Origin of the sequence: Inquilinus limosus MP06 (assembly GCF_000767795.1) — a bacterium.
Lineage (GTDB): Bacteria > Pseudomonadota > Alphaproteobacteria > DSM-16000 > Inquilinaceae > Inquilinus > Inquilinus limosus_E.
In genome coordinates this window covers 1-6,860 of sequence record NZ_JANX01000336.1, presented here as the reverse complement: position 1 = coordinate 6,860, position 6,860 = coordinate 1, and the positions used below count along the sequence as shown (strand labels likewise).

The following is a 6,860-nucleotide window of genomic DNA, read 5'->3' as shown; positions in this document are numbered from 1 at the left end:
GATGTCGAGCGCGGCGGCGGCGCCGGCACCGGCCTCCTCCGGCGCCCGGTCGACCGAGCCGTTGACCCGGGCCACCGGCAATGCCGCCGGCAGCAGCCCGCCCGAGAGCTCGACCTGCGACAGGGTCAGCAGCACCCGGGTCGGCTTGCCGTCCGTGCCGAGGCGGGCGGTGCCGCTGCCCGAGCCCTTGACCTCGGCGATCAGGGCCGGGCTGCCCGGCAGGGTGACGCGCTGCGGCGGGGCGATGGTGAAGCCGACCTCCGGCAGGGTCCAGGGCCTGGCGGTGGCGACCACCCCGGCGGCGTTCCAGGTCAGCCCGTCGGCCCGGCGCAGGCTGGGCGCCTGCGATTCGACGGTGAAGGCCAGCGGGAAGCCCTCGACGCTCAGCGTGCCGGGGTCGACCGTGACGCCGGGCGGCGGGTTGGCGGCGAAGGCCTGCGCCTGCGATTCGACCTTGCCCGCGGCCCAGTACCAGCCGCCGGTCCAGCCGGCGGCGAGCAGCACGACGAGGGTGGTGGGAACGGCGACGATACGGCGGCGGCGACGCATGGCGGTCCCGGATGGTGGCGCGAGGATGGCACGTGGCCGCGACCGGGGCCCGGAGTCAAGCCGAACCAGCGGAACGCGACACGACGCCCCTCCCCTTCGCATGTGCAACACGCTACATCTTGTCGATGGCCGATGGTCACCCCGACTGGAAGACGCCGAACCTGCCGCTGATCCCGGGCGAGCCGCTCTGGGTGTTCGGCTACGGGTCGCTGATGTGGAATCCGGGCTTCCCGCATCTCGAGCGGCAGCCGGCGGTGCTGCACGGCTATCACCGGCGTTTCTGCGTCCTGTCCCACCGCTACCGCGGCACGCCGGAGCGGCCGGGGCTGGTCCTGGGGCTGGACCGCGGCGGCTCCTGCCGCGGCATGGCGTTCAAGGTGGCGCCGGAGCATGTGCAGGCGGTGGTCGCCTATCTGTGGGAGCGGGAGATGGTGACGGGCGTCTACCGCCCGAGCCTGAAGCAGATCCGCCTCCCCTCCGGCCCGGTCACCGCCTGCTGCTTCCTGGCCGATCGCGGCCATCGCCAGTATCGCGGCGCGCTGGGGCCGGAGGAGACGCTGGCGATGATCCGCACCGGCGTCGGCAGCAGCGGCCCGAACCGCGACTACCTGCTGAACACGGTCGAGCATCTGCGCGAACTGGGCATCCGCGACGGCGCCCTGTTCGCGCTGGCGAAGCGCGTGGCCGAAGCCGGCGACAACACCCTCATCCCCAACACAGCCGGGCCCGCGGTCGAGATCGCGTAGGACAGCCCTGCCGGATCACGCCTCCGGCCGCATCGCCCCGCGATCGCGGATCTCGCCGAGCCGGTCGTAGATCCCGAACACGACGATGTAGATCTCGCACGCCACGCGCCAGCCGATCAGAAAGGCGATGGTGCCGACGATCGCGAGCAGCGCGCCCAACAGCCCGCCGCCGGCGCTGAAAGCGGTGAACAGGGCCCGCAGCCCGCCCAGGACGATCACGACGATACCGACCCAGTAGAGAATCTTGATCAAGGTCGGCGAGATCAGCTTCTCGAAGCTGGTGAAATCGGACAATTGCATGTGACGCTCCCCTCCACGATGCCGGCCCACCCCCGGGCCGCCCGCGCGCCGCCGGCCCTCAGCCGCAGCGCGAATACCCGCAGTTCAGGCAGGTGTCGCAGCCCTCCTGCCGGATCAGGGTCGGGTGGCCGCATTTCGGGCAGGAGCGGCCCGGCGGCCGGACCTGCCCCCCAACCGCCTCCGCCGTCACCTCGACCGCCACCTCCGGCACGATGCCCTCCGGCTTCGCCAGGAAGCCGGTCGCCACCATGTGCCGCTCGATCGTCTCGCCGATCGCGGCCAGGAGCGACGGCACGTAGCGGCCGCCCATCCACTGCCCGCCGCGCGGGTCGAACACGGCCTTCAGCTCCTCGACCACGAAGGCGACGTCGCCGCCGCGCCGGAACACCGCGCTGATCATCCGGGTCAGCGCCACGGTCCAGGCGTAGTGCTCCATGTTCTTCGAGTTGATGAAGATCTCGAAGGGCCGGCGGCGGCCGTCGATCACCTCGTCGTTGAGGGTGACGTAGATGGCGTGGTCGCTGTCCGGCCAGCGCAGCTTATAGGTCTCGCCCGGCAGCACCTCCGGCCGGGCCGCGGGTGCGCTGAGGCCGGGGGCGTCCGCCGCCTTCGCCGTCGGTGTCGCCTCCAGCACCGCGCCGGTGATCGGGTTCGGGCGGTAGGTGGTGCAGCCCTTGCAGCCCAGCGCATAGGCCTGGGCATAGACGTCCTTGAAGGCCTCGAAGGACAGGTCCTCCGGGCAGTTGATGGTCTTGCTGATCGAGCTGTCGATGTGCTTCTGCGCCGCCGCCTGGATCGCGAGGTGGTCGGCCGGCTGCAGCGTCTGGGCGTCGACGAAATGGTCCGGCAGCGGCGCGTCGGCGCCGTGGATCTCGCGGAACAGCCGGTAGGCGTGGTTCTCCACCGTCTCCGCCCGCCGGCTGCCGTCGGGCAGCAGCACGTTGCGGGTGTGGGTCCAGGCGAAGACCGGCTCGATCCCCGATGCGACGTTGCCGGCGAAGAGCGAGATGGTGCCGGTCGGCGCGATCGAGGTCAGCAGCGCGTTGCGGATGCCGTGTTGCGCGATCAGGTCGCGGATCTCCTGCGGCAGCTCGGCGACGCCCGGCGCGGCCAGGAACGCGTCGCGGTCGAACAGCGGGAATGCCCCCTTCTCCGCCGCGATCTCCGCCGAGGCGCGATAGGAATGCCGCTTGATCGCCTCCAGCCACTCCTCGGTCAGCGCCGCCGATTCGGGCGAGCCGTAGCGCACCCCCAGCATCAGGAAGGCATCGGCCAGGCCGGTGACGCCGAGGCCGATGCGCCGCTTGGCCCAGGCCTCCGCCTGCTGCTCCGGCAGCGGGAAGCGCGAGACGTCGACGACATTGTCCATCAGCCGGATCGCGACCGGCACGATCTCCGCCAGCGCCGCATGGTCGAAGCGCGCCCCGGGCGTGAACGGATCCGCCACCAGCTTCGCCAGGTTGACCGAACCGAGCAGGCAGGCGCCATAGGGCGGGAGCGGCTGCTCGCCGCAGGGGTTAGTGCTTTGAATTTTTTCGCAATATTGGAGATTGTTCCGGGCGTTGATGCGGTCGATGAAGATCACGCCGGGTTCGGCCGAATCATAGGTCGAGCGCATGATCCGGTCCCACAGCTCGCGCGCCGGCAGGGTGCGGAAGACGCGGCCGCCGAACACCAGCTCCCAGGGCGCGTCATCGGCCACCGCCTGCATGAACGGGTCGGTGACCAGGACCGACAGGTTGAACATGCGCAGCCGGCCGGGGGTGCGCTTGGCCTCGATGAACTCGACCACGTCCGGATGGTCGCAGCGCAAGGTCGCCATCATCGCGCCGCGGCGGGAGCCGGCGGACATGATGGTGCGGCACATCGCGTCCCACACATCCATGAAGGACAGCGGGCCGGAGGCGTCGGCCCCGACGCCGGCGACCGGCGCGCCCTTCGGCCGGATGGTGGAGAAGTCGTAGCCGATGCCGCCGCCCTGCTGCAGCGTCAGCGCCGCCTCGCGGAGATGGGCGAAGATGCCGGCCATGCTGTCCGGCACCGTGCCCATGACGAAGCAGTTGAACAGGGTGACGTCGCGCCCGGTGCCGGCACCGGCCAGGATGCGGCCGGCCGGCAGGTAGCGATGGTCGCGCAGGATGCCGAGGAAGCGTTCGGTCCAGAGATCCGGGTCCGATTCGGCGGCGGCCACGGCGGCCGCGACCCGGCGCCAGCTGTCCTCGACCGACTGGTCCAACGCCGTGCCGTCCGGCCGCTTCAGCCGGTACTTCATGTCCCAGATCTGGGTCGCGATATCGCCCGGCTCGGCCACGACGGACCTCCCGCAGAACGGCATACCCCCAAAGGATGGGGGTCTACCCGGGGCGGGTCAACCAGGGACGGTGGCAGCCCCCAGGGCCCCGCTATTCCAGCCCGGCATAGATCGCGGCGCGCAGGTCGGTGACGAAGGCGCCCTTCATGCCCTCCAGCGCGGTGTTGGTCAGGCCGACGACGCTGAGTCGCTTCGCCGGGTCGACGAACCAGGAATGGCCGTAGACGCCGCCCCAGCGCCAGGTACCGGCGGTCATCGGCACGCCGGCCGCCGCCGGGTCGGTCACCAGCGCGAAGCCGTAGCCGAAGGTGGTGCCCGGCGATTGCGGCATCGCCAGCCCGGCAATCTGGCTGGTGGCCATGGCCTGCACCGTCTCGGCCTCGAGGATCGGCGCGCCGCCGCGGCGCAGGGCTTCGAGGAACCGCAGGAAGTCGGGCGCCGTGCCGGCCATGCCGGCGCCGCCGGAGGGGTAGGAGGCCGGGTCGAAGATCCGGCCCGGAGCATAGCTCAGCCCGGCGAACTCCCGCGGCTGCGGGATGGTGTAGGTTTCGCCCATCCGCACCGGCTGCGGCGTCGCATCGGCATAGGCGGCGGCCAGGCGCGACCGGTCCGGCGGGGCGAAGCCGGTGTCCCTGAGCCCGAGCGGATCGGCGACCCGGCTTCGCACGATCTCCCCCAGGCTCTCGCCGGCCGCCTGCTCCAGCACGGCGCCGAGCACGTCGAGCGCCAGCGAATAGGCCCAGGCCGAGCCCGGGGCGAAGGCCAGCGGCGCCGAGGCGATGCGGCGCAGATTGTCCTCGAAGGACCGGCCCGGCGCATCGAGCCCGTCGGACACGCCGGCGCGGTGATAGGGGCCGTCCGCCGGCTCGGTGAAGCCATAGATCAGGCCCGAGGTATGGGTCAGCAGATGGTGGATGGTGATCACCGGCTCGCGGCCGTCGGTCAGCTTCGGCCGGAAGTCGGGGAGGAACTTCGTCACCGGGTCGGCGAGGGCGATCCGCCCCTCCTCCACCAGCCGCAGCGCGGCGGCGGTGACCATCGGCTTGGTCAGCGAGGCATAGAGGAACACCGTGTCCTCGCGCATCGCGCGGCCCGCCTCGCGGTCGGCCAGGCCGGCGGCGCGGCGATAGACCAGCCGGCCATCCTGCGCTGCCAGCACCACCGTGCCGACGATCCGCCTCTCCGCCAGCGCCCGGTCGATGGCGGCGTCGATCCCCCGTGACAGGGCGGATCCGGCGGCGGGCTCGATGTCCAACAGGGTGGTCGTCATCGCGGGACTCCATTTTCGGATGGATCGCTACGAAATATGATCGGAGAATTCGCGTCAACCGGAATTTCAGACCGATCGCTATGAAAACAGATCCGCCACGTCCGCGCGGCCGTCCCCGGGGCTTCGACCGCGACGCGGCGCTGGACCGGGCGCTGCCGGTGTTCTGGCGCCAGGGCTATGAGGGCGCCTCGATCGCCGACCTGACGGCGGCGATGGGCATCACCACGCCCAGCCTGTACGGCGCTTTCGGGTCGAAGGAGCGGCTGTATCGCGAGGTGCTGGACCGCTATCGCGCCGATCCGCAGCGCGCCGCCCCCTGGGCGATGACGGCACCGACGGCGCGCGAGGCGGTGCAGCTGATCCTGGAAGGCTCCGCCCGCGACTTCAGCGATCCGGCGCATCCGCCCGGCTGCATGGTCTCCACCGCCGTGCTGACCTGCGCCCCGGAGAACCGGCCGGCCGCGGCGGTGGTGACGGAGCGGCGCGGCAATTCGGTGGCGCGGCTGCGCGCCCGCTTCGCCCGCGCCGTGGAGGAGGGCGAGCTGCCGCCCGGCACCGACCCGGACGAGCTGGCGCGGTTCTATGGCGCCATCATCCAGGGCCTGTCGGTGCAGGCGCTGGATGGCGCCGGGCGCGACGACCTGATGAAGATCGTGCACCGGGCGATGGCCGCCTGGCCGGCGACCTAGAGCCGGATGATTTCGAACCGGATCACGCTGGAGGGGTCGCGCTTCGGTTTGCCTCTCCCGCTTGCGGGAGAGGTCGGAGACGCGAAGCGGCTCCGGGTGAGGGGAGTTCGTCGAGGCCTGGGCCAGCCCTCACCTGGTCTCGCTGCGCGAGCCCGACCTCTCCCGCGTCCGGCGGGAGAGGCAATCGCAGATGGTCGGCATCCTGTTGCTCCTCGATCGGACGCAACGCCAATTCAACCCGGCTTGGTCGACTTCAAGCCCCGCCGATCGCGGTCCGGCGCCAGGCCAGGATCCGGCCTGGCCCGTGCGCCGCGGCGAAGAGCAGGCCGGCCAGGAAGGTGAAGTGGTCGACGAAGAAGCCGAACTCGGCCTGGTTCCCCGCCCAGTGCGACGGCCCGTGGAAGGCGAAGGCCAGGAACACGACATAGACCGCCGCGACCAGGCACGTCTCGGTGAAGAACGCCCCGGTCAGGAAGCCGATCACCAGCAGGCATTCGAGGATGGCGGCCAGCCAGGCCAGCAGCATCGGCATCGGGAAGCCCGCCGCGGCGATGTAGCCCGCGGTGTCGCCCATGCCCATGAACTTGAAGCTGACCGCCAGCAGGAAGACCGCGGCGAAGATCAGCCGGCCGACGAGAACGGCCGCCGAGCGCCACGGGGACACGCCTGCAACAGCATTCATCGCCGCCTCCCCTCAACGATTATGGTGGGACGAGCCTAGCCGAGACGGGGCGAAGGGTCCAATTCCGTCAGTCGGGCAGCGCGACCGGGACGGCGGCGGCCAGGGGACGGCGCAGCCTGTCGGGGTCGTCGTAGCGCCACAGCGGGATGCCGGCGCAGCGTTCCACCCGGTCCGGCATGCCGTAGCGGGCGGCGATGGCGCGGGCGTGCAGCCCGTCCATCAGGATGAAGCCGAAGGGCGGGGTGCCGGGGCCGCCGGCCCAGTCCGCCTTGGCCCAATCCTCGTTGACGATCCAGTGATAGGGGGCGCCGTT

At 71.3% G+C, this 6,860-nt stretch carries 8 protein-coding genes; 2 read left to right on the top strand and 6 right to left on the bottom strand.

From position 1 onward, the window contains the following. On the bottom strand, nucleotides 1-549 hold a 549-nt coding region (locus P409_RS22115), incomplete at its 3' end, for a DUF2125 domain-containing protein (protein WP_034843752.1). Nucleotides 550-674: 125 nt separating this feature from the next. On the opposite strand from P409_RS22115, the gene P409_RS22110 reads away from it, so the two are divergent. Next, nucleotides 675-1,295 carry a gamma-glutamylcyclotransferase gene (locus tag P409_RS22110; RefSeq protein ID WP_081991700.1) on the top strand — a complete coding sequence of 207 codons (621 nt, stop codon included), beginning with the start codon at nucleotides 675-677 and terminating at the stop codon, nucleotides 1,293-1,295. A gap of 15 nt (nucleotides 1,296-1,310) precedes the next feature. Here P409_RS22110 and P409_RS22105 read toward each other — a convergent pair whose 3' ends face one another. From P409_RS22105 to P409_RS22095, 3 genes are all read right to left on the bottom strand, one after another. Further along, entirely contained in the window at nucleotides 1,311-1,595 is a 285-nt protein-coding gene (locus tag P409_RS22105) for a DUF4282 domain-containing protein (RefSeq protein ID WP_034843750.1), read from the bottom strand. Between the two features lie 58 nt (nucleotides 1,596-1,653). Continuing rightward, nucleotides 1,654-3,906, bottom strand: coding sequence for an adenosylcobalamin-dependent ribonucleoside-diphosphate reductase (locus tag P409_RS22100; RefSeq protein WP_274519172.1), 2,253 nt, complete (start codon nucleotides 3,904-3,906; stop codon nucleotides 1,654-1,656). Nucleotides 3,907-3,997: 91 nt separating this feature from the next. Beyond that, the gene (locus P409_RS22095) at nucleotides 3,998-5,176 is read right to left on the bottom strand and encodes a serine hydrolase domain-containing protein (RefSeq protein WP_034843747.1); all 1,179 of its coding nucleotides are present in this window, start codon (nucleotides 5,174-5,176) and stop codon (nucleotides 3,998-4,000) included. 80 nt (nucleotides 5,177-5,256) lie between these two features. On the opposite strand from P409_RS22095, the gene P409_RS22090 reads away from it, so the two are divergent. Next, nucleotides 5,257-5,865 carry a TetR/AcrR family transcriptional regulator gene (locus P409_RS22090; RefSeq protein WP_034843744.1) on the top strand — a complete coding sequence of 203 codons (609 nt, stop codon included), beginning with the start codon at nucleotides 5,257-5,259 and terminating at the stop codon, nucleotides 5,863-5,865. A 253-nt stretch (nucleotides 5,866-6,118) separates the two neighbouring features. Here the strand turns inward: P409_RS22090 and P409_RS22085 are convergent, their stop codons facing one another. Together P409_RS22085 and P409_RS39095 are read right to left on the bottom strand one after the other, a co-directional pair. Further along, complete coding sequence (locus P409_RS22085) at nucleotides 6,119-6,547, bottom strand: DoxX family protein (RefSeq protein ID WP_034843743.1); 429 nt, start codon at nucleotides 6,545-6,547, stop codon at nucleotides 6,119-6,121. A 67-nt stretch (nucleotides 6,548-6,614) separates the two neighbouring features. Further along, the coding region (locus P409_RS39095; RefSeq protein ID WP_034843742.1) for a hypothetical protein at nucleotides 6,615-6,860 on the bottom strand (246 nt) is incomplete at its 5' end.

Coding starts and splice junctions, on each gene's coding strand:
- P409_RS22110 (WP_081991700.1), top strand. CDS start 675: ATGGCCGATGGTCACCCCGACTGGAAGACGCCGAACCTGCCGCTGATC.
- P409_RS22105 (WP_034843750.1), bottom strand. CDS start 1,595: ATGCAATTGTCCGATTTCACCAGCTTCGAGAAGCTGATCTCGCCGACC.
- P409_RS22095 (WP_034843747.1), bottom strand. CDS start 5,176: ATGACGACCACCCTGTTGGACATCGAGCCCGCCGCCGGATCCGCCCTG.
- P409_RS22090 (WP_034843744.1), top strand. CDS start 5,257: ATGAAAACAGATCCGCCACGTCCGCGCGGCCGTCCCCGGGGCTTCGAC.
- P409_RS22085 (WP_034843743.1), bottom strand. CDS start 6,547: ATGAATGCTGTTGCAGGCGTGTCCCCGTGGCGCTCGGCGGCCGTTCTC.